The 23,724-nt window shown below is 70.2% G+C and carries 18 protein-coding genes; 10 read left to right on the top strand and 8 right to left on the bottom strand.

Annotated elements, in window-relative coordinates:
* Window positions 1-4 precede the first annotated feature (4 nt).
* From MT346_RS00470 to aroA, 3 genes are all read right to left on the bottom strand, one after another.
* On the bottom strand, window positions 5-841 hold the full coding sequence (locus MT346_RS00470) for an SDR family oxidoreductase (protein ID WP_243560651.1): 837 nt from the start codon (window positions 839-841) through the stop codon (window positions 5-7).
* Between the two features lie 82 nt (window positions 842-923).
* The gene (locus MT346_RS00465) at window positions 924-2,093 is read right to left on the bottom strand and encodes an acyl-CoA dehydrogenase family protein (RefSeq protein ID WP_243560649.1); all 1,170 of its coding nucleotides are present in this window, start codon (window positions 2,091-2,093) and stop codon (window positions 924-926) included.
* Window positions 2,090-5,317: a 3-phosphoshikimate 1-carboxyvinyltransferase gene (gene aroA / locus MT346_RS00460; RefSeq protein ID WP_243560647.1), complete on the bottom strand. Its 3,228-nt coding sequence runs from the start codon at window positions 5,315-5,317 to the stop codon at window positions 2,090-2,092. The genes MT346_RS00465 and aroA overlap by 4 nt, the downstream gene beginning before the upstream one ends.
* A gap of 120 nt (window positions 5,318-5,437) precedes the next feature.
* Between aroA and MT346_RS00455 the strand changes: the two genes are divergently transcribed.
* Complete coding sequence (locus tag MT346_RS00455; protein WP_243560644.1) at window positions 5,438-6,577, top strand: glutamate--cysteine ligase; 1,140 nt, start codon at window positions 5,438-5,440, stop codon at window positions 6,575-6,577.
* A 48-nt stretch (window positions 6,578-6,625) separates the two neighbouring features.
* Here the strand turns inward: MT346_RS00455 and MT346_RS00450 are convergent, their stop codons facing one another.
* The 5 genes from MT346_RS00450 to MT346_RS00430 form a co-directional block, all read right to left on the bottom strand.
* Window positions 6,626-7,888, bottom strand: a complete 1,263-nt coding sequence (locus MT346_RS00450; protein WP_243560642.1) for an MFS transporter — start codon at window positions 7,886-7,888, stop codon at window positions 6,626-6,628.
* Window positions 7,885-8,325: a hypothetical protein gene (locus tag MT346_RS00445; RefSeq protein ID WP_243560640.1), complete on the bottom strand. Its 441-nt coding sequence runs from the start codon at window positions 8,323-8,325 to the stop codon at window positions 7,885-7,887. The genes MT346_RS00450 and MT346_RS00445 overlap by 4 nt, the downstream gene beginning before the upstream one ends.
* 700 nt (window positions 8,326-9,025) lie before the next feature.
* Window positions 9,026-9,898, bottom strand: a complete 873-nt coding sequence (locus MT346_RS00440) for a ThiF family adenylyltransferase (protein WP_243561062.1) — start codon at window positions 9,896-9,898, stop codon at window positions 9,026-9,028.
* Between the two features lie 380 nt (window positions 9,899-10,278).
* Complete coding sequence (locus tag MT346_RS00435; RefSeq protein ID WP_243560638.1) at window positions 10,279-12,150, bottom strand: glycoside hydrolase family 15 protein; 1,872 nt, start codon at window positions 12,148-12,150, stop codon at window positions 10,279-10,281.
* A 66-nt stretch (window positions 12,151-12,216) separates the two neighbouring features.
* On the bottom strand, window positions 12,217-13,281 hold the full coding sequence (locus tag MT346_RS00430) for an App1 family protein (protein WP_243560636.1): 1,065 nt from the start codon (window positions 13,279-13,281) through the stop codon (window positions 12,217-12,219).
* Window positions 13,282-13,487: 206 nt separating this feature from the next.
* Between MT346_RS00430 and MT346_RS00425 the strand changes: the two genes are divergently transcribed.
* The 9 genes from MT346_RS00425 (at window position 13,488) to cydC (ending at window position 23,639) form a co-directional block, all read left to right on the top strand.
* On the top strand, window positions 13,488-14,135 hold the full coding sequence (locus MT346_RS00425) for a TetR/AcrR family transcriptional regulator (protein WP_243560634.1): 648 nt from the start codon (window positions 13,488-13,490) through the stop codon (window positions 14,133-14,135).
* A gap of 127 nt (window positions 14,136-14,262) precedes the next feature.
* A complete protein-coding gene (locus tag MT346_RS00420; protein ID WP_243560632.1) occupies window positions 14,263-15,189 on the top strand; it encodes an ABC transporter ATP-binding protein in 927 nt (308 codons plus the stop codon).
* Complete coding sequence (locus MT346_RS00415; protein ID WP_243560630.1) at window positions 15,186-15,902, top strand: ABC transporter permease; 717 nt, start codon at window positions 15,186-15,188, stop codon at window positions 15,900-15,902. Before MT346_RS00420 ends, MT346_RS00415 begins: the two co-directional genes overlap by 4 nt.
* Window positions 15,899-16,627 carry an ABC transporter permease gene (locus tag MT346_RS00410; RefSeq protein ID WP_243560628.1) on the top strand — a complete coding sequence of 243 codons (729 nt, stop codon included), beginning with the start codon at window positions 15,899-15,901 and terminating at the stop codon, window positions 16,625-16,627. Before MT346_RS00415 ends, MT346_RS00410 begins: the two co-directional genes overlap by 4 nt.
* Window positions 16,624-17,547 (top strand): ABC transporter substrate-binding protein, encoded by a 924-nt coding sequence (locus MT346_RS00405; RefSeq protein ID WP_243560626.1) that lies wholly within the window; start codon window positions 16,624-16,626, stop codon window positions 17,545-17,547. Before MT346_RS00410 ends, MT346_RS00405 begins: the two co-directional genes overlap by 4 nt.
* A 286-nt stretch (window positions 17,548-17,833) precedes the next feature.
* Window positions 17,834-19,246, top strand: coding sequence for a cytochrome ubiquinol oxidase subunit I (locus MT346_RS00400; RefSeq protein ID WP_243560624.1), 1,413 nt, complete (start codon window positions 17,834-17,836; stop codon window positions 19,244-19,246).
* 1 nt (window position 19,247) lies between these two features.
* Window positions 19,248-20,252 carry a cytochrome d ubiquinol oxidase subunit II gene (cydB, locus tag MT346_RS00395; RefSeq protein ID WP_243560623.1) on the top strand — a complete coding sequence of 335 codons (1,005 nt, stop codon included), beginning with the start codon at window positions 19,248-19,250 and terminating at the stop codon, window positions 20,250-20,252.
* Window positions 20,253-20,274: 22 nt separating this feature from the next.
* Complete coding sequence (cydD, locus tag MT346_RS00390) at window positions 20,275-21,951, top strand: thiol reductant ABC exporter subunit CydD (protein WP_243560621.1); 1,677 nt, start codon at window positions 20,275-20,277, stop codon at window positions 21,949-21,951.
* Window positions 21,948-23,639 (top strand): thiol reductant ABC exporter subunit CydC, encoded by a 1,692-nt coding sequence (gene cydC, locus MT346_RS00385; RefSeq protein WP_243560619.1) that lies wholly within the window; start codon window positions 21,948-21,950, stop codon window positions 23,637-23,639. The genes cydD and cydC overlap by 4 nt, the downstream gene beginning before the upstream one ends.
* Window positions 23,640-23,724 lie beyond the last annotated feature (85 nt).

Genomic DNA, 23,724 nt, shown 5'->3' with positions numbered 1-23,724 from the left:
GCCCCTACTCTGCCCCAGCGGGCGCCGTGGGGAGCACCGCGTCCCGGAGCGGCGAGGTCGTGTCGGCCCAGTACGGCGGTGCGATGACGGTCAGCCCACCGTCCACCGACAGGGTCTGGCCCGTGATGTACGACGCCTTGTCGGACAGCAGGAAGTCCACGGCGTCGGCCATGTCGTCCGCGGTGCCCGGGCGCTGCAGCGGCAGCTTCTCGATCACCGTCTCCATCGGCGCCATGCCCGGCACCGCGTTGTAGAAGTAGTCCAGCGAGTCGGTGTCGATGAGCCCGCCGTTCACCGCGTTGACGGTGATCTGCCGGGGGCCGTACTCGACCGCCATGTACTTCGTGTACGCCTCGGTCATCGCCTTCGCCGCGCCGAGGGCCGCGTAGGTCGGGAACGCACGGAGCGACCCGTACGAGGTCACGACGACGATCCGGCCGCCACGGTCCATCAGCTCGGCGGCACGCTGCGCGCCGAGGACGAACGAGCGGGCGTTCGTGGCGTAGCTGCGGTCGAGGTGGTGGAGCTTCAGCTGCGCGACGGGCTTGAAGGCGCTGGCGGCGGCGTTCGCGACGAACATGTCCAGCCGGCCGTAGGTGTCCCGCACCAGGTCGAACAGCGCGTCGATCGACTCGGGCTGTTCGATGTCGACCTGCGCCGTGATGCCGTCGCCGCCGGCGGCCTTGACATCGGCGAGGGACTGCTCGGCCAGGTCGGCGTTGCCCTTGTACGTCACCACGACGGTGACGCCGCGCTGGCCGAGCTTCTGCGCGAGCAGGCGGCCGATGCCGCGGGAGGCTCCGGTGATGAGCGCGATGGGTGCGGTGGTGGAGTCGGTCACTGGGGTCCTCTACGTGGGTGGTGGCGGACGGGAGGCCCGTGGCGGGCCCGCCGCGGGCCTCCCGTTGCGTTCTGGGGTGCGGCTAGAAGCCGGCCTGGCCGGTCACGACGGCGCGGCCGACGACCAGCTTCTGGATCTCGTTCGTGCCCTCTTCGAAGCGCTGCGCGCGGGCGTCACGGTAGACGCGCTCGATGGCGTTGCGCTTCCAGTAGCCCTGCCCGCCGTGCACCTGCAGGGCCTTGTCCGTGACGCGGGCCAGCATGTCGACGGCGACCATCTTCGAGGCGCTCGACAGCGTGCCGGCGTCGGGGCGGCCCTCCTCGTACGCGCGGGCGGCCTCGAGCACCAGGGCACGGGCTGCGGCGATGTCGGCGTAGTTCTCGGCCAGGTAGAACTGGATCGCCTGGCGGGTCGAGAGCTTCTTCCCGAAGGTCTCGCGTTCGTTCGCGTACTCCACGGCCAGCTCGTTCGCGCGCTCTGCCAGCCCGACGGCGCTCATCGCGACCGACACACGGCTGGGCAGCAGGAAGCCACCGAGGGCGACCTCGAGCCCCTGGCCCTCGTCGCCCAGGCGGGCGCTCGCGGGGATCGGCGTGTCGGTGAAGCGCAGGATCGCGTGGTCGGTGCCGCGGATGCCCATCGTGTCGGAGTCGTCGATCACCTCGGCCCCGGGCAGCCCGGAGTTCGGCATCAGGAACGCGACGGTGCCGTCCTGGCCCGTGGTGCCCTCGAGCCGTGCGGCGATCAGCCAGTAGTCGCACTTGACGCCGAACGTGATGAGGTGCTTCTCGCCGTTCATCACGTACGTGTCGCCCTCGCGACGGACCGTCGTGCGGATGTCCGCGCCCGTGCCGGCCGTGGCCTCGGTGAGGGTGAAGGCGACCAGCTTGTCGCCGGCCACGCTGGGCTTGACGACCCGCTCGATCTGCTCGGGGGTGGCGTAGGGGGCCATGGCGCGCCACGTGCCGTTGATGACGTGCACCAGCATCCGGATCGAGGCGTGCGAACGGGACACGATCTCCATCACCTCGAGGTAGCGCGAGAACGGGATGCCCCGGCCGCCCAGCTCGGGCGGCGCGGCCAGGCTCAGCCACCCCTTGTCCTTGAGTTCCTGGAACAGCTCGGGCGCGACCGTGCCGGTGCGCTCGATCTCGTTCGCCCACTCCTCGCCGCGGCCCCGCACCCACGCGGTGACCTCGGCCTTGAGCTGCGCGAAGTCCTGCTCGACCGCGGGTTCCGTGACCATCGTCATCGTTCGTTCTCCTTCGTCGTCACGAGCGCCGCCGCATGCTCGCGCAGGACGTTCTTCTGGACCTTGCCCACCGCGTTGCGGGGCAGTTCGTCGAGGTACTCCAGCCGCTCGGGCCAGTAGTACCTGCTGACACCGGCGTGCTCGAGGTACCGCTGCATCGCGCCGAAGTCGAGCGGCTCGTCGGCACGGGCGGACACGACGTACGCACAGGCCCGCTCCCCCAGCCGGTCGTCGGGCATCGCGACGATGGCGACGTCGGTGACGAGCGGGTGCTGGTACAGCAGGTTCTCGATCTCGACCACGGGGATCTTCTCGCCGCCGCGGTTGATGACGTCCTTGATGCGACCGGTGATGGACAGGAAGCCCTTGGCATCGACCTTCGCCAGGTCCCCGGTCCGGTACCAGCCGTCCTGGGTGAAGACGTCGTCGGTCAGGTCCGGTCGGTCGAGGTACCCGTCGAACATCGTCGGCGAGTGCAGCTCGAAGTTGCCCTCGGTGTCCGCCGGCAGCTCGTTGCCCTCGTCGTCGACGATCCGCAGCCGGATGCCGGGCAGCGCACGACCGTCGTGGCCGTACGCGTCGGCCGGGTCGTCCGTCGGGCTGGACAGCGCACCGAGACACGTCTCACTCGTGCCGAACGCACCCAGGATCGCGGTGCCGAGCACCGTCGATGCGCGCTGGGCGAGCGCACGGGGCACGGCCGCGCCCGTCGGCACGAAGACCCGCAGGGACGCCGGAGCCGGCGCACCGGCCTCGACCAGGTCGACCAGGTCGGTCAGGAACGGGGTCGCGCACTGCACGAAGGTCGCACCGGCGACGCCGAACGCCTGGTCGAGCGCGGCACGGCCGTCCCACACGGGCTGGATGACCTGGGCGGCGCCGAGCCGGAAGGCCAGCAGCATGCCGTACAGGAACCCGGTCTGGTGCGCCAGCGGGGACGGGATGTAGATGCGGTCGCCCTTGGTCAACCCGGACTGTGCCACGTGCATGGCCGTGGCCAGGCCCAGCGTGCGGTGCGGGTGCTGCACGCCCTTCGGCTCGCCCGTGGTGCCCGAGGTGAAGAGCAGCTGGCAGACGTCGTCGGGCGTCGGGGCGTGCGCGGTGATCTGCTCGACGTCCACGTGCACGCTGCTGAGCGCGGTGTCGTAGTAGCGCCAGTTCCACTCGCTTGCGGCGACGCGCGCGGACGCGTCGGCGGGCAGCGGTGGCTGGTTCGTGGGGGTGTCGCCCTGGCCGCGCGCCTCGGACCGGATCACGACGACGTGCTCGACGGCGAGACGGCGCTGCTGGGCCGCCGCCTCGTCGATGACGTCGAGCAGTTCGAGCGCGGGGCGACGCTTGCGGAAGACGTTCGGCAGGAACACCACGCGGGCGCGGGACCGGGCGAGCGTCATGGTCGTCTCGCGCGGACCGAACACCGGCATGATCGGGGTCGTCACCGCGCCGATCTGGATGGCGCCCAGGGTGATCGCGACGAACTCGCGCCAGTTCGGCAGCTGCATCGCGACGGACTCACCGCGGCGGACGCCGAGTTCGAGCAGCAGCGCCGAGACCCGGTCGGCCTCGTCCTGCAGCTCGCGCCACGTGGTGTCCACCGGCTCGGGGCCGCCGACCTCGATCACGGCCAGACCTTCGGGCTCGGTGTCGGCCAGGGCGCGGACCCGCTCGCTGAGGACCAGTGGGTCGGCGTCCACACCGGTGCGCTCGGACAGCGCGTCCACGCCGGGGCGAGCGGACCGGGCGTCCACGCCGGTGCGTGCGGACGGGGCGTCGTCTCGGGCGGCCCGCGTGGGGTCGTCGCCCAGGTCGGTCGTCTGGTCCGGCACGTCGGCACGCTCGATGCGGCCCGCGCGCTCGTCGGCTTCGGCCGTCGCGGCGAGCGCGTCGCCGACCTCCATGTCGAGACCGACCGAGTTCATCGCCTCGAGGAAGGTGGGGTACGAGATGCGGTAGGCGCGGGGGTAGGTCAGCGCGGACACGCCGTCGGCCCGGGATGCCGCGACGGCGAGCGACATCAGGACGCGGTGGTCGTTGAACGAGGACATCGACGCCCCGTGCAGTCCGCCGGCGCCGACCCCGGTCACGCGGAGCTCGTCCGCTCCCTGTTCGGCGCGACCGCCCATCCGGTTCAGCTGCAGCATCGCGGCGACACGGTCCGACTCCTTGAGCCGGATGTGCGCGACGTTCCACAGCCGGGTGGTGCCCTCGGCGAAGGTCGCCATCGTCGACAGCACCGGCAGCAGGTCGGGGATCGGCTGGCAGTCGATGTCGAGCGGTCGGAGCGGGGAGCCGTCGTGCTCGATGCGCACGAACCCGGTCTCGTCGTCGATGCGCATCGGGACGCCCATCGCCGTGGCCAGGTCGAGGAACTCGCTCTCCGGGTGGTCGGTGTCCGCGGTGCGGAACGAGGTCATGCCGCGCAGCAGCACGTTCGACTCGCGGATGCCGGCGGCGGCGATGCCGAACGCGGCCGAGCCGATGTCCGGCGGGATGACGTAGTCGTGCGGCGTGGCCTGCTGGCCCGCGGGGATGCGGTACTCCAGCCAGTCGTCGGAGACCTCGACGCGCAGGCCGAACTCCCGCATCATGCGGACGGTCAGTTCGACGTAGGGCTGTTCGTTGAGCCGGCCGCCGGTGACGTGGATGCGGGTCTCGTGGTCGGCGAACGGCGCGACGAGCAGCAGCCCGGAGATCCACTGCGACAACGTGCCGGCGATCTGCACGTCGCCACCGCGCGGCCGTCGGGGCTGGACGGTGACCGGCGGGCAGTCGTGCGTGGCCTCGAGCTCGATCCCCATCTGGGTGAGCGAGGTCAGCAGCGCCTTGATCGGTCGGCGCTGGAAGTACTTCATCCCCGACAGCGTCATGGGCTTGTCGGCCAGCGACGCGAGCCCGGTCATGAAGTACAGCGTCGTGCCCGAGGATCCCATGTTGAGCAGGCCGTCGGCGCCGCGCGAACCGTGGTCGACGACGTCGGTCGCCTGGTACCGACCCCCGAGACCGGTGACGTGGTAGGCGTTCCCCCGGCGTCTGATGTCGACGCCCAGGGCGCGGAGCGTCCCCACGGTCCACTCGACCTGGCGGGTCGAACTGATCCCGGAGACGATGCTGGTCCCCGGCGCCAGTGACGCGAGGACCAGGGCGCGGTGCGCGTGGTACTTGGAGACGGGAACGTCGAGTTCCCCGATGAGCGGTGCGGACGTCCCACGAACGACCAACTGCATGCGTCCTTCTTCCCCTTCGGCTGCGCTTCTACGGTAAACCCGGTGGGGAAGTGCTGAGAACCGGAACCGCACGATCGGGACGGGCGTTGGTTGTGCGTGTCCGACAAGGAGCCGGGCAGGATGTACAGCATGGACATCCGCTTCACCGAGTCCCGCCCGTCGACCATCGGCGTCGAGTGGGAACTCCCGCTGGTCGACCGGGACACCGGGGACCTGGCGCCCCGGGCCCCCGCGGTCATCGCCGCCGTGCACGAACGCCTGGGCGACCGCGAGAAGGTGACCGAAGAACTGCTCACCAACACGGTCGAGGTCGTCACCGGGGTGCACGACACCGTCGCGGGAGCCACCGCGGAGCTGTCGAGCACGATCGGCGAGGTGATCGACGCCGCCGCACCCCTCGACGCCCAGGTGATGTGCTCCGGCACCCATCCGTTCGCGGTGTGGGACCAGCAGGAGATCACCCCGGACAGCGAGCACTACACGACGCTGATCGACCGCACGCGCTGGTGGGGACGGCAGATGCTCATCTGGGGTGTCCACGTGCACGTCGGGATCGACGACCGCGACAAGGCCATCCCGATCATGAACGCGATGCTCGCCTACGTGCCGCACCTGCAGGCGTTCACCGCGTCGAGTCCGTTCTGGGGCGGCACCGACACCGGGTACGCGTCGAACCGGGCGCTCATGTTCCAGCAGCTCCCCACCGGCGGTCTGCCCCCGCAGCTCGGTGCGTGGGCGAACTTCGAAGAGGTCGTGGGTGACCTGACCCACACCGGTGTGATCGAGGGCGTCAAGGACCTGCGGTGGGACATCCGACCGTCACCGGGGTGGGGCACGCTGGAGAACCGGGTCTCCGACGGCCTGTCCACCCTGCACGAGGTCGGGGCGGTCACCGCGCTCGTGCAGTGTCTGGTGACGGCGTGCTCCGACCGGCTCGACGCGGGCGAGACCCTGCCGACCATGCAGCCGTGGTTCGTCCGCGAGAACAAGTGGCGTGCGGCCCGCTACGGCATGGACGCCGAGATCATCACCAACGTGGCCGGCGACGAACGACTGGTCACCGACGAGGTGCACGACCTGGTGACCCGGCTCGACCCGATCGCCGAGCGGCTCGGGTGCGTCGACGAGCTGCACCACCTGGACACGATGATCGAGCGGGGGGCGTCGTACCAGCGGCAGCTCGTGGTCGCGCAGCAGCACGACGGCGACCTGCGCGAGGTCGTCCGCCACCTGGTGCGGGAGTTCGCCGACTCCCTGTAGCAGGCGGACACCGGACGTTGCTCCTCCGGGCCGTCGTCGTCGAGATCCTCAGCCTCCGACTGGTTCGAGCGGTCGGCGCTCGGACCAGTCCGGCACACGCAGGACCCAGAACAGGGATGCTGACATCCCCACGGCCGCGATGACCATCGGCGCGTGCACGCCGACGACCACCCCGAGGAATCCGCCGAGCAGCGCGCCGGGAACCTCCCCCGCGAGTGCCAGCACACGCTCGGACGCCGCGATTCGTCCGGCCAGGGCTTCAGGGCTGCGCATCTGCCGGAGTGTGTTGAAGAGCACGATGCACAGGACCATGCACGACGAGAACACCGCCTCCGCAACAGCGACGACGACCAAGGAGACCCCGTGGGACAAGCTGCTCGCACCGACGATCGCGAGAACGCAGACGGCCGGGACACCCAGAGCGCAGAGGTACCAGGTCTTCTGTCGGCGTGCCACTGCACCCGAAGCCGCCATGAACGACCCGAGAAGCCCACCGATGCCAGCGGCGACGCCCAGGACCGCCACTCCCGGCGTTCCCAGGTCGAGGACGCGGACGCAGTAGATCAGGAAGACCGCCTGGAAGGCTGCGCTGAACAGGTTGAACTGTGTCGATGACAGGGTGAGGTCACGGAGGACTCGGTCGGCGAAGATGAACCGGAGCCCGTCGGCGAAGCGTGACCCTCGCTCACCCTCCGGCCCCGATGCTGAGTCGTGTTCTTGGTTCACGGAGGGTCGGTCGATCACGAACCAGAAAGCGACACAGACCGCCGCCGCGACGGCGAACGCGATTCCGCCGATGATGAGCGCAGCGCCGAAACCCACCAGCACGACGACCACCCCGGCGAGCCCGGGTCCGGCGAGCTCCGCCACAACCGAGCTCCCGCGGAGCAGGGCGTTGACCCGGTTCAGCGAACGACTCGAGCGCACGCCGAGCTGTTGCACAGCCGTGGAGAGCCCAGCCTCGTGGGTGAGCGAGGCGATCCCGACGAGCAGCATCGTCACGTACAACATCCACATCTGCGGGCTGTTCACGAGTGCGACGCCGAGGAGGCACAGCGCGCTCGCTCGGAGCACGTTGGCGGCGCCGACTGCGAACACGCCACCCGCTCGGTCGATGAGGTTTCCGGCGACGAGTCCGAAGAGGAGCGCAGCGATCGAGTCCATGAGGTTCAGCGCACCGATGGACACTGCGTCTGCGTTGAACCGCTCGATGGCGATGAGTGGGACGGCGAAGTAGGTGATCTGCAGGCCGACGGCGCTCGCACTCTCGCACCCTGCGAGCCCACCGACCCCGATGGCGCGATGGTTCATGGTTCCTCCAGGTTCTCGAGGGCCAAGAAGCCCCGGGACGAGATCGAACGGACGAGTTCCGGCGGGCTCGAACTCCCGGCGACGTACCGAGCGACGGAGCCGACACCGCAAACGCGTGCAACGTCGTCGTGCCGGGACTGCGGACGCAGATCGATTGCGTCGCAGAGCCGGCGGAACGCCGCGATGTCCGACGTCTCGGCAGGGGGCCCGAGCGCCCGGAGCAACCCGCTGGGCGCGGAGTTGAGCGGGATGAGGATCACGAGCGCGACCCCCGAGCGGAACGTGTGGGCCCGCCGCTCGCGGAATCGCCGTTCCTCGAGCCGCAGCGGGGTCTGCCCGGGGCGTCGATGCACGGCGCGGCGGAGCGCATCTGCCACATCACGGTTGGGGAAGAACTCGGTGTGCTCGAGCGTCGGTTGAGCAGGACGGAGCGGCATCGGAAGAACCGGCTTGGCCAACGGGATGAATCCGCGACGAGGATCCGGTGGTCCGAAGGATGCGAGGACCGCCGCCGGGTCCACGGGCGCGAGGTGCATGGGCGAGGCCGGTACCGTCGCGAAGGTCAACTCGGTCTCCGTCAGGTGTGTGCTCCAGCGACTCGATGCTGGCAGTCCCGCCGCGATTGTCCAGCCGTCGTCGCCAGACGACCGTGCGTCGGCGTCCGTCACGACCGCGACCTCCGCGTCACGCCACTCGTAGATGTCAGCGAATCGATGTCGCCGTCGTTGTACTGCCGCTCGATCGGCCTCGCGGAGACCTCCCCACAGGGAGTAGCAGTCGAGGAAGGGGCGGACGTCATCGTGCGACGACCGCGTGGTGAAGCGCAGGAACCGTGGAGATTCCACCCAGACGCGCTCGATGAACGCGAACGCGTCGGACCCGCGGACCGAAGACGACATCCGCCAGTCCTCGAGCAGCCCACTCGCGGAACGCAGCCGGTCACCGTCGACTCCGAGCGACCAGCAGCGGTCTGCGACCCGCTCGACGCTCGTGACTCCGATCGGTCGGTGACGGCCCGACGAAGCCTCGCGTTCGACCAGCGGTGTCGCCCAGAGCCTCGACAGCTGCATGCCGGCCCAGTCGGTGGCATGCACTCCGATTCCATCCGGACGCCGATCCAGGACGATCCGAAGCACGTCAAGGCCGTTTCAGGTCGAACGGAAGGTGGAGCGAAGTGACGTGCTCGATGGCGGCGTGCGCCGCACAGGCAGCAACCATCGTGTTCGTCGTGGCGATGGACGCCCGTGTCGGCAGCAGCGTCGTATCGGCGGCCGGCGCATCTGACACTGCGTGGACGTGGCCGTGCCGGATGCCGACGCCGGCGACCAGGAACGGCACCTGCAGCGCCCGGAGTTCAGCGGCGAGTTCGGACACGATCGTGTCGATCGGTTCATCGACGGCGATGAAGACGAGATCTGGAGCGTGTGCGACGAGCATGTCACGAAGGGCCTGGTCCCCGCGGACCCTCGTGTGCAGCGAGATCGTCTCGACGGTGGCGTACCGGGCCTCGAGGTACCGCGCGGCAGCCTCGGCTTTGGGCAGTCCGATGTCAGACCTCTGGTAGATGGTCTGGCGGTTGCTGTTCGACTCCTCGACGACGTCGGCATCGACCAGAACGAACCGACGGACGCCGGCCGCCGCGACAAGTCGGAGGAACTCCGCACCCGTGCCGCCCAGACCGAGGACGATGAACCGGGACCGTTCGAGGGCCTGTTGCGCGGCTTGCGGATCGTCACAGAATGCGGCGAAGTACTCCGCTTGCGGTGCGGCGGACGCGTCGGTCGTCGCGTCGCAGGGGTCGTGCGGTACGAGCGCGCCTCTTCGGCGGAGCTCTGCCAGGAACCTCGCTTGTCCGTTGGTCCTCGCGGTGAAGAGCCCGGGTCTGGGCGAATCGACCGCGTCGACGACAGCGCCCGTCACCGTGATCTCCCGATCCTCGTCGAAGAAGACCACGCAGTGGTCGCCCTCGTGGCGCCGGAACCACCCCGGACGCAGCCTGTACATCATCATGGTCACCTCACGAGCAGATGGGGAGGGCGCGGTGCGCCCTCCCCAAAAGAATTCGGTCAGCAGCGGTGGACCTGCCGGTCAGCCCCGCCCGCGATCTCCTCGATCTCGAAGACGTCCTCCGACGTCGCGTTCTGTTCGTTCATGTGTCACCCCCCTCGATGCGTCGTGGCTAACGTACAAGGGGAAACACATGATCCGCAACATCACAGTTTTGCATATTGCATGTTGTCGAGGTCGTTGCAAGGAAGACGGGAGGCCCGGTGCCAGCTGGCACCGGGCCTCCCGTCTGTCTCCGCTCACCCGGTCAGACTGAACGTGCGTTGGTTGCCAGAAGATCCGACCACCAACGCGCAGTTCGACCCGTCGTGCGCGGTCCGGCCTCAGGCCGGGGTGCCGGCGCGCTCGCCCTCGCCGGTTGCGGACCGGGTCGAGCCGTCGTGCTGGGACACGCGCGTGCGGTGGCCGGCCGCCGTGCCGCGTGCACGGTTGATCGCGTCGGACGCCGACACCAGCGTCAGGTGCGACAGTGCCTGCGGGGTGTTGCCGATGTGGTGGCCGGTGGCGACGTCGATCTCCTCGGACAGCATGCCGACGTCGTTGGCGTAGCCGACCAGGACGTCCATCAGACGTTCGGCGTCGTCGACCCGTCCCGACGCCGCGTACTGCTCGACGAGCCAGAACGAGCACGCCAGGAACGGGTGCTCACTGCCGCTCAGGCCGTCGAAGCCGGACGAGGTGCGGTAGCGCAGCACGAGCCCGTCGTCGCCGACGCGCAGGTCCTGCTCGATCGCGGCGACCGTGCCGAGCATCCGCGGGTCGTCCGGTTTGCAGAAGCCGATCTGGGGGAGCACGAGCAGGCTGGCGTCGACCTCGTCGGTGTCGTAGTGCTGCCGGAAGGCCCCGCGGTCAGCGTTCCACCCGTGCTCGTCGATCTCGGCACGGACGGCGTCGCGGAGCTGCCGCCAGCGGGCGACCGGTCCCTCGAGCCCGAACTCCTCGACCGCAGCGACGCCGCGGTCGAAGGCGGCCCAGATCATCGCGCGCGAGTGTGTGAAGCTCCGGCGGGGTCCGCGCATCTCCCAGATGCCGTTGTCGGGTTCCTTCCAGTGTTGCTCGACGTACCCGAGCAGGGCCCGCTGCAGCGCCCACGAGTCCGCGTTCTCCTCGAGCCCGAGTTCGCGGGCGTCGTGCAGCGCCGCCAGGACCTCGCCGAACACGTCGCCCTGGTACTGCGTGAAGGCGCCGTTGCCGATGCGCACCGGCCGGGAACCGGCGTACCCGGACAGTTCGTCGAGCTCGCGCTCGGGCAGCTCCCGCTCGCCGGCGATCCCGTACATGATCTGCACGTCGGCCGGGTCGCCGGCGATCGCGCGGAGCAGCCAGCCTCGCCAGTGCTTGGCCTCGTCCTGGTAGCCGTGGGCGATGAGCGAGGCCAGGGCGAGCGAGGCGTCCCGGAGCCACACGTACCGGTAGTCCCAGTTCCGCTCGCCGCCCGGGTCCTCGGGCAGGCTCGTGGTCACGGCGGCCACCACGCCACCGGTCTCGGCGTGGGTCATCGCCCGGAGGAACAGCAGCGACTGCCGGGTGGCGTCGGCGTAGGGGCCGTCGACCTGGGTCTTGCCGGCCCACGTGTGCCACCAGTCGGTCGTCCGGGCGAGCGCCTGGTCGACGTCGAGCGGCTCGGGGGGTTCGCGGTGCGAGGGGTACCAGGTGAGCACCGTGTCCAGGACGTCGCCGTCGTGCACGGTCGCGTCGGCGACGTGCCGGTGGTCGTCGGCGTGGAAGCGGCAGCCACGGACCAGGACCGAGTCCGGTCCTGCGGTCGCCAGCAGGGCCGGCCCGTCGTCGTCGCCGATCTGGCGGACCCACGGCAGCGCCCGCGCGTAGTCGAACCGGATGCGCAGGACCTGGCGCAGGTCGACGGAGCCGCGCAGCCCACGGACCCGGCGCACGATGCTGGCCCGGTGCGCCCCGATCGGCATGAACTCGGTGACCTCGACGACTCCGGTGGCGGTCGTCCACACCGTGCGCAGCACCAGCGAGTCCTTCGCGTAGTGCCGGTGGGCGGTGGCGTCCGGGTCGGTCGGTCGGAGGGTCCAGTGTCCGTCGTGCTCGTCGCCGAGCAGCGCCGCGAACGTCGAGGGGCTGTCGAAGCGGGGCAGGCACGCCCAGTCGATGGTGCCGGCGCGGTCGACGAGCGCTGCCGAGTAGCAGTCGCCGATGATCGCGTGGTCTTCGATTCGCTGGGCCATGCCCCTGATCGAACCACCGACCGCCGATGGTCCACCGGTTGCCGGAGTGATCGACTGAGGGTGGGCTCAGACTTCTGGCTGGTCGCCGAGGTCGGCGAGCCCGATGCGTCCGAGTTCCTTCCACAGGCCGGCACCGTCCGGGGCGAAGACCCACGGGGCGCTCGAGTCGCGGGAACGCTCCTGCGCGCGGGACCGGCCACCGGCCAGGACGGCCTCGCTCGTGGAGAGCTGACGGATCGCGACCCCGGCGACGTTGTCGGGGTGCTCACGGGCGAACTCGCCGTACAGCGACTCGTCGTGCTGCCCGTCGTCGCCGACGAGCAGCCACTGGACGTCGGGGAAGTCCCGCGCCAGACGTCGCAGGTTCTCGCGCTTGTGCATCTGCCCGCTCCGGAAGAACCGGTCGTGCGTGGGCCCCCAGTCGGTGAGCAGCAGCGTGCCGGACGGGTACATGTTGCGCGTCAGGAAGCGCTGCAGCGTCGGTGCGACGTTCCAGGCCCCGGTCGACAGGTAGACCGTCGGTGCGCCGGGGTGTTGCGCGAGGACCCGCTCGTACAGCACGGACATCCCCGGCACCGGTCGGCGCGCGTGCTCGGTGACGACGAAGGAGTTCCACGCGGCCAGCAACGGGCGGGGGAGCGCCGTGACCATCACCGTGTCGTCGATGTCGGACAGCAGGCCGAAGCGGGTGTCGGGGTGGACGACGAACACGTCCGCTTCGACGTCGCGCTGGCCACCGGCGGTCAGGCGGATGGTGTGCCGCCCCGGCTCGAGGTCGATCGGCACGATGGCGTCGACGACCCCGCCCCGGTCGGACTGCACGGTGTGCGACGACCCGCCGGCGGTGATGGTCACCTCGGCGTGGTCGACGGCCACGCTCGTGAAGGACTTCCACCCGCGGACACCCTCGTACGACACGTCGGACGCCAGCCCGCGACGGGTGAGCAGGACGCGGCACAGCACGCGGATCCACCCCGGTGCGCCATAGCCCGTGTAGGGGATCACCGTCGGTACCTGGCCGCGACGCCGAGCACGTTGTTCGCGGAACTCCTGCACGGCGTCCTCGATCCGGGCGGCTCGGTGCAGGATGGGCTCGGCCAACGACGGTTCGTGGGACGTCGGGTCGGGCATCGGCCCATCATCCCATGCGGGGGCGTCCGGATGTCCACGATCCGCCCCGACACCCGTGGATCGTCGGGCGATCCGGTCCCGACCAGCGTGGATCGGTCCACGATCCGGTTCCGACACCCTGTGAATCGCAGCGATGTTCCAGGCGGGCTCTGCGAGAGTTGCCCCGTCACACAATCAGCCCGCGGTCGCCGCGAGAAGGAGTTCACGTGCTCGTCACCGAGGTTTCGAACGCACTGCCGGGGGGATCATCACTGCTCAGGAACGAGCCGGTCCAGGCCCGCAGTTCGGCGCGCCTCGCCGGACTCCTCGACGCCGCTGCTGCGGTGATCGACGAGATCGGGTTCGAACGGCTCACCACGGCCATGGTCGCCGAGCGGGCGGGGGCGTCCATCGGCACGGTCTACCGGTACTTCCCGGACCGCATCGCCGTGGTCGAAGCCCTGGCGATCCGCTCCACGCAGCGTCTGGCTGCCCGGTTCGTGCAGGCCCTCGAGTCCAGCGCGGCCACGACCTGGCAGGAAGCCTGCGACGCGCTCATCGACATGACGAGCGAGATGTACCGGACCGAGCCCGGCTTCCGGGCGATCCGGTTCGGCGACCCGGCGGACGCCGGTGTCGGCGCCGACGACGACCGGATGGCGGCGCTCGGTGCCGCCGTGGGCGGGATCCTGCACGAACGCTTCGGCATGCCGGACAACGAGGACGTCACCCGCGCCTGGGTGGTCCTGGCCGAGTCCTCGCACGCGTTGCTCGCTCGTGCGCACCGCGACCGTGAGCACCCGGACACCGCGCTGATCGAGGCGTACCGCGTCATGAGCCGCGGCTACCTCGAGAAGGTCGTCGCAGCCTCCTGAGCGTCCTCCGGCGGAGCCGGGCTGTCCGCGACACGTCACGATTCGACACGCGGTGCAACCGGTGTCGGTCCTGACGGGTACTCTCACTCGGAGTCGGGCTACCTCCCACCAGAAGGGCACCCACCCCATGATCGAATTCCGCTCCGTGCGCAAGACGTACCCGGACGGCACCAACGCCGTCGAGCGGTTCGACCTCGTCATCCCCTCCCGAACCACGACGGTCTTCGTCGGGTCCAGCGGCTGTGGCAAGACGACGTTGCTCCGCATGATCAACCGGATGGTCGACCCCTCGTCGGGTTCCGTGTCCATCGACGGCAAGGACGTCGCCGACGTCGACCCCGTCAAGCTCCGCCGCAGCATCGGCTACGTCATGCAGAGCTCCGGCCTGCTGCCGCACCGCAAGGTCGTCGACAACATCGCCACCGTGCCGCTGCTGACCGGCGTCGCCAAGGCCGAGGCACGGTCGCGCGCACTCGAGCTGATGGACACGGTCGGACTCGACCGGGCGTTCGCGGACCGGTACCCGTCGCAGCTGTCGGGCGGACAGCAGCAGCGCGTCGGGGTCGCCCGCGGGCTGGCGGTCGACCCGAACATCCTGCTGATGGACGAGCCGTTCGGTGCAGTCGACCCGCTGGTCCGCAACGACCTGCAGGACGAGCTGATCCGGCTGCAGCGTGAGCTCGGCAAGACCGTGGTGTTCGTCACGCACGACATCGACGAGGCCTTCAAGCTCGGCGACCAGGTCGTCATCCTGAAGAAGGGCGGCGAGATCGCCCAGCTCGGCACCCCGGCACAGATCCTCTCCGAGCCCGCCGACGACTTCGTCGCCAACTTCATCGGTGCCGGTCGCGGTCGCCGTGCGCTGCGCATCGAGCAGACCCCCACCGGTCCGATCGTCGTCGACGGCGACGGTCGCGCGGCCGGCGTCCTCACCGGCCCCGCTCCGGTGGTCGACGCTGCTGCCGCCGTGCAGGGTGAACCGTCCGCCACGAACAAGGCCGCTGCGTCCTCCGACGCAACGGGTGCTCCGGCGCAGGGTGGGAGCGCCCGGTGAACTGGGTGCTCGCCAACACCGACACGATCTGGGACGACGTCGTCGCACACCTGACGATCGCGATCCCGCCGATCATCATCAGCTTCCTGCTGTCGATCCCGATCGGCTGGTTGGTCGTCCGGCTGCGCCGGGCAGGTGGCCGTCCGGTGACGCGCAGCGTCGGCGGTGGCATCGTCACCGTCGCCGGGCTGCTCTACGCGATCCCGTCGCTGCCGCTGTTCATCGCGTTGCCGAGCATCCTCGGAACCGGTCTGCAGGACCCGGTCAACGTGGTCATCGGTCTGACGCTCTACGGCCTCGCGCTGATGGTCCGGTCCACGGTCGACGGGCTTGAGTCCGTCGACGCGCCCACGGTGTCCGCGGCGACGGCGATGGGCTACTCCGGAGCGCAGCGGTTCTTCCGCGTCGACCTGCCGCTCGCCGGCCCGGTGCTGCTCGCCGGCCTGCGCGTCGTGGCGGTGTCGACGATCTCGCTGACCACGGTCGGCGCGGTGCTCGGCATCCAGAGCCTCGGGTCCCTGTTCACGGACGGCATCGGTCGCGGCATCACCGAGGAGATCGTGTCCGGCATCGTGATGGTCCTGGTGCTGGCGTTCGCGATCGACGGGCTGCTCGTGCTGCTCGGCCGGCTCGTGATGCCGTGGACCCGGAAGACCACCGTCTCCAAGCGGCAGGCGCGTCGTGTGCTGCAGGCGGCCGAGGTGACCTCGTGATCATCGGACAGGCCTTCGCCTGGGTGTTCGACCCGACCAACTACTCCGGCTACAACGCGATCCCGACCCGGCTCGGGGAGCACATCTGGATCTCGCTGCTCGCCGTCCTCATCGCGTCGGTCATCGCCGTGCCGCTCGGCTGGCTCATCGGGCACACCGGTCGTGCCCGTGGCGTGGCCATCGCCCTGTCCGGCGGCATCCGCGCCCTGCCGACGCTGGGCGTGCTGACCCTGTTCGGCCTCGTGCTCGGCGTCAGCCTGCAGGCACCGCTGCTGGCGCTGGTGATCCTGGCGATCCCGTCGGTGCTCGCGGGGGCCTACTCCGGCATCGAGTCCGTCGAGCCGGTCACCGTCGACGCCGCCCGTGCCCAGGGCATGACCGGGTGGCAGATCCTGACCAAGGTCGAGGTCCCACTCGGGCTGCCGCTGCTGATCGGCGGCATCCGCGCCGCCGTGCTGCAGGTCGTCGCAACGGCCACGCTCGCCGCGTACGTCGGCGCCGGTGGCCTGGGCGGCTACGTGTTCCTCGGGCTCAAGACCCAGGACTACGCCGAGATGCTCGGCGCCTCCATCCTCGTGATCGCGCTCGCGATCGCGTTCGAGATCGTCTTCTCCCTGTTGCAGCGGGCGGTGGTGCCCGCGGGCGTCTCCGGCCGGACCGCGGGGGGACGCAAGGGATCGCGCGAGCGAGCCCGCAATCCCATCCCGGAAGGAACCCCCTCGTGATCACAGCACCCAAGATCCGCGCCGGCATCGCCGCAGCGCTGGCCGTGGGCGTCGCAGCCGCGCTTGCCGGCTGCTCGTCCAGCAGCCCGCTCGACAGCGGCTCCAGCGCCTCGTCCGACTCGAAGACCATCGTCGTCGGTTCGCAGCAGTACTACTCGAACGAGATCATCGCCGAGCTGTACTCCCAGGTCCTCGAGAAGGACGGCTTCAGCGTCAAGCGCAACTTCAACATCGGCCAGCGCGAGGTCTACCTCCCGCAGCTGCAGAAGGGCGCGATCGACGTCATGCCGGAGTACAGCGGCAACCTGCTGCAGTACTACGACAAGAACTCGACCGCGAAGACCGCGTCGGAGATCTCGGCCGGCCTCGAGAAGGCGCTGCCGAAGGGCCTGCGTGCCCTCGACGCCGCCGATGCGACCGACCAGGACAGCTACACCGTGACCAAGGACTTCTCCGAGAAGAACGGCGTCACCAGCCTGTCCGACCTGTCGAAGGTCAGCGACAAGCTCACCGTCGGCGCGAACTCCGAGTTCCAGACCCGGCCGTACGGCCCGAAGGGGCTGCAGTCCGAGTACGGCGTCGACGTCGACTTCAAGGCGATCGAAGACTCGGGCGGGGCGCTGACGGTCAAGGCGCTCAAGGACGGCACGGTGCAGCTCGCCGACATCTACAGCGCCGACCCGAGCATCAAGGCGAACGACTTCGTGTCCCTCAAGGACCCGAAGAACCTGATCCTGCCGCAGAACGTCACGCCGGTCGTCTCGAGCAAGGTCAGTGACAAGGCCGCTGCCGACATCGACAAGGTGAGCAAGGTCCTGACGACCGATGCGCTCATCGAGCTCAACACGAAGAGCACCTCGGACAAGGAGAAGGCGTCCACGATCGCCAAGGACTTCCTGACCGAGAAGGGTCTGCTGTAGTCAGCACGATCCGGTAGTACGACGACAGGTGTCGGGCAGTAGCCCGGCACCTGTCGTCGTTCGCCCAGGTACATCAGGAGCGCATCACAGGCACATCAGTTCCGCACGGTTGTGCCGTGCACCGCCTGTGCACGTTCGTGCAGCCGCCGGTTCTACAACTTGTCGAACATGGTGTCCGATGGGTAGCGTGGAGGTGTCCCGACGGTGTGACGGCAACAAGTGCCCTCCTACAGGAAGCAACTGACGTGCAGCACCTGCGCGCGGCGTGCCCGACCGGTCCAGCCGCATGAACGACATCCTCGATCCCCTGATCCTGTCGCGCTGGCAGTTCGGCCTGACGACGATCTACCACTTCCTGTTCGTCCCGCTCACCATCGGGATGGCGGTGGTCGTCGCCGTGTTCCAGACCGCCTGGTACCGCACGGGCCGGGCGCACTACCTGCAGCTCACCCGGTTCTTCGGCCGGATCTTCCTCATCAACTTCGCGATGGGCACCGTCACGGGCATCGTGCAGGAGTTCCAGTTCGGCATGAACTGGTCGAACTACTCCCGCTTCGTCGGGGACGTCTTCGGCGCTCCGCTGGCGCTCGAGGGCATCCTGGCGTTCTTCTTCGAGGCCGCGTTCATCGGCATCTGGATCTTCGGCTGGGACCGCCTGCCGAAGGGCCTGCACCTGGCGAGCATGTGGTGCGTCAGCGCGGGGACGATCATGTCGGCGTACTTCATCATCGCCGCCAACGCCTTCATGCAGCACCCGGTCGGGTACGTCATCAACCAGGCGAAGGGCCGCGCCGAGCTGACCGACATCTGGGCCGTCCTGACGAACAAGGTCGCACTGGCAGCCTTCCCGCACACCCTGTTCGCCTGCTTCATGGTCGCGGCCGGCGTGATCATCGCGGTCGCGGCGTACCACCTGGCGCGCAACCAGCACCTGGAGACGATGTTGCCGGCGCTGAAGTTCGGCCTGTGGACGATGGTCGCGGCCGGTGCGCTCACGGTGCTGACCGGGGACCAGCTCGGCCTCACGATGGTCGACACGCAGCCGATGAAGATGGCCTCGGCCGAGGCGCTGTACAACACGGCGACCGGCAAGGACGCCTCGTTCTCGATCTTCACGCTCGGCACACCCGACGGCGTGCACGAGCTGTTCTCGATCCGGGTGCCCTACCTGCTGTCGTTCCTGTCGACGCACACGTTCACGGGCACGGTCGAGGGGATCAACAACCTGCAGGCCGAGTACAGCCAGGTCTACGGCCCCGGCGACTACAAGCCGGTCATCTGGGTCACCTACTGGTCGTTCCGCTGGATGATCGCGCTGGGCGTCGGCGCCGTGATGGTGTCCCTCGCCGGCCTGTGGCTGACCCGCAAGGGCCGGTTCCCGACGCAGCGCTGGGTGTGGCGGATCGCGACGTGGGCGGTGCCGCTGCCGATGGCCGCGATGATCGTCGGCTGGATCTTCACCGAGATGGGCCGGCAGCCGTGGCTGGTGTTCGGGCTGCTGAAGACCGCAGACGGGGTGTCGCCGAACGTCACGGGGCTCGAGGTCCTGATCTCGCTCGTCGTGTTCACGCTCATCTACGGCAGCCTGGCGGTCGTCGAGTTCCGGCTCATCAAGAAGGTCGCACAAGAGGGTCCCGCCGCGCCGGCCGAGGTCGACGAGACCACCGGCGAGGTCAAGCACGAAGTGACGGTGTACTGAGATGGACCTGCCCGTTCTGTGGTTCGCGATCGTCGGACTGTTCTTCGTCGGGTACTTCGTGCTGGACGGCTTCGACTTCGGTGTCGGGATGGCGCTGCCGTTCCTGGGCCGCGACGACACCGACCGCCGCGTCATGATCAACACGATCGGCCCGGTCTGGGACCTCAACGAGACCTGGGTGATCGTCGCCGGCGCCTGCCTGTTCGCGGCGTTCCCGGAGTGGTACGCCACGATGTTCTCCGGCTTCTACCTGCTGCTCCTGCTGATCCTGGCGGCACTCATCGTCCGCGGGGTGTCCTTCGAGTACCGGCACCAGGACAAGCAACTCGCGTGGAAGCGCCGGTTCGACCTGATGATCATCGTGGGCAGCGCCCTGCCGTCGTTCCTGTGGGGCGTCGCGTTCGGCAACGTCGTGCGGGGGATCCCGATGGACGCCGGGCACAACTACACCGGCACCGTGTTCGACCTGCTCAACCCGTTCGCGGTGCTGACCGGGCTGGCGACGCTGCTGGTGTTCTTCACGCACGGCGTCGTGTTCATCGCCCTGAAGACCGAGGGCGACATCCGTGCCCGGGCGAAGCGCCTGGCCACCCGCGCCGGCATCGTGACCATCGTCGTGGCAGCGGCGTTCCTGGTCAGCTTGGCGGTCGTCCGTGCCACCCCGGCGAGCCTGGTGCTCTCCGTGGTCGCCGCCCTGGCCCTGGTGCTCGCGGTGCTCTGCACCGCCTGGGGTCGCGAGGGCCGGGCGTTCGCGCTGATGGCCGTCACGATCGCCGCGGTGGTGCTCGCGATGTTCACGGCGGTGTTCCCGGACGTCATGCCCGCGTCGAACGACCCGGCGAACAGCTTGACGGTCGTCAACGCCAGCAGTGGGACCTACACGCTCACGGTGATGAGCTGGGTGGCGCTGGTCTTCGTGCCGCTCGTCCTGGCCTACCAGGCGTGGACCTACTGGATCTTCCGCAAGCGCGTCACCCGCGCCCACGTCACCGCCGCCGCACACTGACCCACCGGGAAGAGGCCACACGATGAAGCCGCTCGATCCGCGTCTGCTGCGTCTGTCGCGGTCCGCTCGGGGCTTCGTCCTGGCCGCCGCTGCCACGGGGCTGCTCCGCACCGTGGCGACCGTCGGGATCGCCTGGGGCATCGCTGCGGCGGTGACCGAGGTGGTCGACGTGGTCCGGCACGGCGGGGTGGTGCCGGCCGCGTTCGTCCCGACGGTCGCGCTGCTCGGCGCCGCGTTCGTGGTCCGTGCGGTCGCGGCGTGGGCGACCGATGACCTGGCGGCCCGTGCTGCGGCCACCGTCAAGAGCGAACTGCGCACGCGGGTGCTGGCCCGCGCGGCGGCGCGCGGGCCCGCGTGGCTGGCGGAGCGCTCGAGCGCGGGGTTCGCCACGACGCTCGGCCCGGGACTCGACGCGCTCGACGCCTACTTCGGCCGGTACCTGCCGCAACTCGCGCTCACCGCGGTCGCCACGCCCGTGCTGCTGGTGGCGATCGGCGTGGGGGACCTGACGAGCGGCCTCATCGTGCTGTGTGCCCTGCCGGTGATCCCGGTGTTCATGGCCCTGATCGGGATGGCCACCCAGTCGATGCAGCAACGCCAGGCCGACGCGCTCGCTCGACTGGGCGGCGCCTTCACCGAGGCGGTCGAGGGGCTCGCGACGCTCAAGGTGTTCGGCCGCGCCCGGCGACAGGTCGGCCGCATCGGCATCATCACCGACGAGTACCGCCGCGGCACGATCGGCCTGCTGCGGCTGTCGTTCGTCAGCGGTTTCGCCCTCGAACTCGCCGCCAGCCTGTCGGTCGCGCTGGTCGCGGTGACGATCGGCATCCGGCTGGTCGACGGGTCGATGGGGCTCGGTGCGGCGATGTTCGTGCTGGTGCTCGCGCCCGAGGCGTTCGCCCCGATCCGGCAGGTCGGCGCCGACTTCCACGCGGCGCAGGACGGCGTCGCGGCTGCGGGGGCCGTGCTCGACGTCCTCGACGACGCTGCGGACGCGGACGCTGACACCGACGCCCCGGTTGCCGAGCTCCAGCCCGAGCACGAACCCGCGACGGACGTCCTCGTCCTGCGCGGGGTCACCGTGCGCCGCGACGACACCCTGATCGGCCCCGTCGACCTCGAGGCACCCCGCGGCACGGTCGTCGCGCTGACCGGCCCGAGCGGTTCGGGCAAGTCGAGCCTGATCGCCGCGATCCGCGGGGTCCTGCCGCACGACGGCGTCGTCACGGTGCCGGGGTCGGCCGGCACGACCCGCGCGGACCGGATCGCGTGGGCCGACCAGCGCCCGCGTCTGGTGCGCGGCACCGTCGCCGAGAACGTCGCGCTCAGCGCGACCCCCGTGCTCCAGGAAGTGCGGACCGCACTCGGTGCGCTGGGGCTGGGACTCGACCCGGACCTCCCGGTCGGATCCGGCGGTGCCGGCCTGTCCGGCGGCCAGGCGCAGCGGGTCGCCGTGGCGCGAGCGCTGTACCGGCACCAGCGCGTCGGCACCGGACTCGTGCTGCTCGACGAGCCGACGTCGGCCCTCGATGCCGACGCCGAGGCCGAGGTCGTCCGCTCGATCCGCCGACTCGCCGACCAGGGTGCGGTCGTCGTGGTCGCCAGCCACCGACCGGCGGTCGTCGCCGCAGCGGACGTCCACGTCACCGTCGACGCGTCCGGCTCGGTCGCCACGTCGTCGCTCCGGGTGCGCGCATGAGCACCGGACAGGAGGCTCGGCCCGGCTCGGTCCTGCGGCTCGCGATGCCGACGGGGTCCGGTTGGGCGAAGGCGGTCGCCGCCGGCGTGCTCAGTGCGCTGTGCGCGGTGGCGCTGCTGGCTGCCAGCGGCTACCTCATCACGCGCGCCGCGGAGCATCCGCCGATCCTGTACCTGACGCTCGTGATGGTCGGGGTCCGCGCGTTCGCACTCGGACGGGCCGCCCTGCGGTACGTCGACCGGCTCGCCGGGCACGACGCGTCCTTCCGTCAGCTCGCCGTGGTCCGCACCGAGATGTACCGACGGCTGGTCTCCGTCGCGCCGGCCGGGCTCGGCACGACCGGCCGCGGTGACCTGGTCACCCGGCTGGTCACCGACACCGACCGGCTGCAGGACCTGCCGATCCGGGTCGTCGGGCCGCTGGTGTCGGCCGGCACGACCGCCGTGCTGTCCGTCGTCGCCGTGGCCTTCGTGTCGCTGCCCGCAGCGCTCGTGCTGCTCGTCGCCCTGCTGGTCGCGGCGCTGGTGGGCTCGGTCGTGACGGCGTCGATCGCCCGGTCGAGCGACCGCGCGACGGCCGCCGACCGGGGACACGTCGCCGACCTCGTGCTCGACACCGTGCGGACGCTCGACGTGTTCGCGGCCTACGGCTCGCTCGACGAACGGCTGCGGCACGTCGAGGAGCTCGACCGGCGCGTCACCCACGCGGTGCGTCGTCGCGCGACGGTGGAGTCGCTCGTGGGCGCGCTCGTCGGGCTCGTCGGTGGCGGCGCCGTGATCGGGATCCTGGCCGTCGGGGCACCGAACGTGGCCTCGGGTGCCCTGGACGGGCCGCTCTGGGCGCTGGCGGTGTTCGTCCCGCTCGCGTTGTTCGAGGTCGTCGGCACGGTGCCGCTCGCGGTGCTGACGCTCCGACGGGTCCGGGCTGCAGCGGAACGGGTCGACCAGGTCGTGCCGTCCGCGCTGCCGGACGGACTGGTCGAGGAGCCCGCCGAGCCCGCGGACCCGGCCGACCTGGTGGTCGACGGGCCGGTGACCCTGTCGGTGCGGGGGATGACGGTGCGCTGGCCCGGTGCGGAACGAGCAGCCGTGCAGGACGTGTCGTTCGACCTGCACCCGGGCGAGGTCGTCGTGCTCGAAGGGCCGAGCGGTGCCGGCAAGTCCACCCTGGTCGACGCCCTGGTCCGGTTCGTCGACCACCGGGGCAGCTGCACGCTCGACGGTGTCGAGGCGCGTGCGATGCACCCCGACGCCGTCCGCGCGCGGATCGGGCTGATCGAGCAGGACCCGTTCGTGTTCGACCAGTCGATCCGGCAGAACCTGCTGTTCGCGCGGGACACCGCCACGGACGACGACCTGCTCGCGGTGCTGGACCGGGTGGGCCTCGCCGCCTGGGTCCGGGCTCGGGGCGGCCTGGACGCGAGCGTGGGGGAGCGCGGTGGGCTGGTGTCCGGCGGACAGGCGCACCGGCTCGCCCTGGCGCGGGCGCTGCTGCACGCGTTCCCGGTGCTGGTGCTCGACGAACCGACGGCCGACGTCGATCCCGACCTCGGCGACCGTGTGCTGCGCGACCTGGTGACCACCGCTCGGGGCGCCGGTCGGAGCGTCCTCGTCGTCTCACACGTGCCCGTCCCGGCGGACCTGGTGACCCGGACGCTCCGGATGCGGGACGGCCGCCTCGTCACGTGAGCCGGGCGCGTCCGCGACCGTCGCTCGTGCCTTGTAATCTGGGTGACCGGCGCCCGTCCCCGACGGCGTGCACCGCGCCTCCAGA

The organism is Curtobacterium sp. VKM Ac-2922, from assembly GCF_022815645.1.
Lineage (GTDB): Bacteria > Actinomycetota > Actinomycetes > Actinomycetales > Microbacteriaceae > Curtobacterium.
The sequence above is the reverse complement of the archived record's forward strand: the minus strand, read 5'-3'. Positions and strand labels throughout refer to the sequence as shown.